Origin of the sequence: Psychrobacter piechaudii (assembly GCF_900162825.1) — a bacterium.
Classification (GTDB): Bacteria; Pseudomonadota; Gammaproteobacteria; order Pseudomonadales; family Moraxellaceae; genus Psychrobacter; species Psychrobacter piechaudii.
The window spans coordinates 1-1,182 of the sequence record NZ_FUGE01000014.1 but is presented as its reverse complement, the minus strand read 5'-3'; the positions used below and the strand labels follow the sequence as shown (position 1 = coordinate 1,182).

1 protein-coding gene is annotated in these 1,182 nt (G+C 40.7%); it reads right to left on the bottom strand.

Features of this window, described 5'->3' with window-relative positions; all coding sequences use genetic code 11:
* Positions 1-13: 13 nt before the first annotated feature.
* Complete coding sequence (locus A1019T_RS00090) at positions 14-1,111, bottom strand: ISAs1 family transposase (protein ID WP_077449884.1); 1,098 nt, start codon at positions 1,109-1,111, stop codon at positions 14-16.
* Between the last annotated feature and the right edge of the window lie 71 nt (positions 1,112-1,182).

Genomic DNA, 1,182 nt, shown 5'->3' with positions numbered 1-1,182 from the left:
CAGGGCAATCGCACTATAAAACCCTACCGAATAGAACCTGCTCACGATAATCAAGATTTTGAGAAGCCCTAATACGGCGTCGTTTCACTGACAGTTTAGTATCATCTCTATCACGTAGTAGATTTAAAGCTGTACGAGTGAGTAAGGCTTTATTACTTCGGGCATTCTTCTCAAGCTTTACCGAGTGGTCTTCACCGAAGGTCACATCAAGCACCCAGTGCTGAGAATTTTCTATTGCCCAATGAGAACGTATATATTGAGCAACGATAGGTAAATCAGTCAAAGAGGTCAAATAATAACGCCGTTCAGTATGGCTATCTTCACCTATACTACGAGTAGACTCAACCATAGCCACGGCATTTAAGCCTGTCCAATCAGACTTATTATCTAACCAATCTATCTTTGTAGATAGCGCATAACGTCTTACTTCTATACGACCATGATCTTTATCAATAGTTTCATTGATGGGTAAATTACCTGAATCAAATTGTGTGTCTAACCAAAGCTTAACGTCGTCATATAAAAGCTCATGGTTTCTTTTCAAGGACAAGATATAGTCGGCTTTAGCTTTAACAAGCTGTTTACAGACATCCTTTTGACAATACATCGCATCCCCGGTCACAACACTGCCCTTAAGATTGATCATATCAAGCAGTCTAGGCAGTGTCGTTATCTCGTTGTCTTTACTATTTACTTGCGTTTGTGCTAATACCAATTTAGTTTCACTGGCAAAGGCAGTCACTAAATGAATAGAGTCTGTATCTTTAAAGCCACCTTGGAGAAATTTACCATCAATGGCAATGTGTGTATGGTCTTTAACACTTTCGGTCATCCAATGAGCAAAGCATAGGGCAAAGTGATCTTTGTCTATCATTTTCATGACATTTCCAAAGGTGTCATGCGAGGGTATACCATAAGGCATAGCGAGAACCCTCTCAAACCACGACCTGTTCTCTTTGGCAAAGTCTTCCACACTCACCCAGTCGTTATAGCCGCAGATAAAAGCGGTTAGCGCAATAAATATGACGTTCTCTAGTGGATGATAGAGATTTTTGTTTTGGCGTCTTGGGTCATTGAGTTTGGCAAAGAACTCTCTTGGATCGTTGAGCATAATAGCTCCCTCTTATGGATCGGGTGCTATATTTTACTCCTTCTTTGACTTTTTGTAGTGCGATTGCCCTG

What these genes read in the sequence shown, in the direction of transcription:
- A1019T_RS00090 (WP_077449884.1), bottom strand. Translation starts at nt 1,111, where the DNA reads ATGCTCAACGATCCAAGAGAGTTCTTTGCCAAACTCAATGACCCAAGA.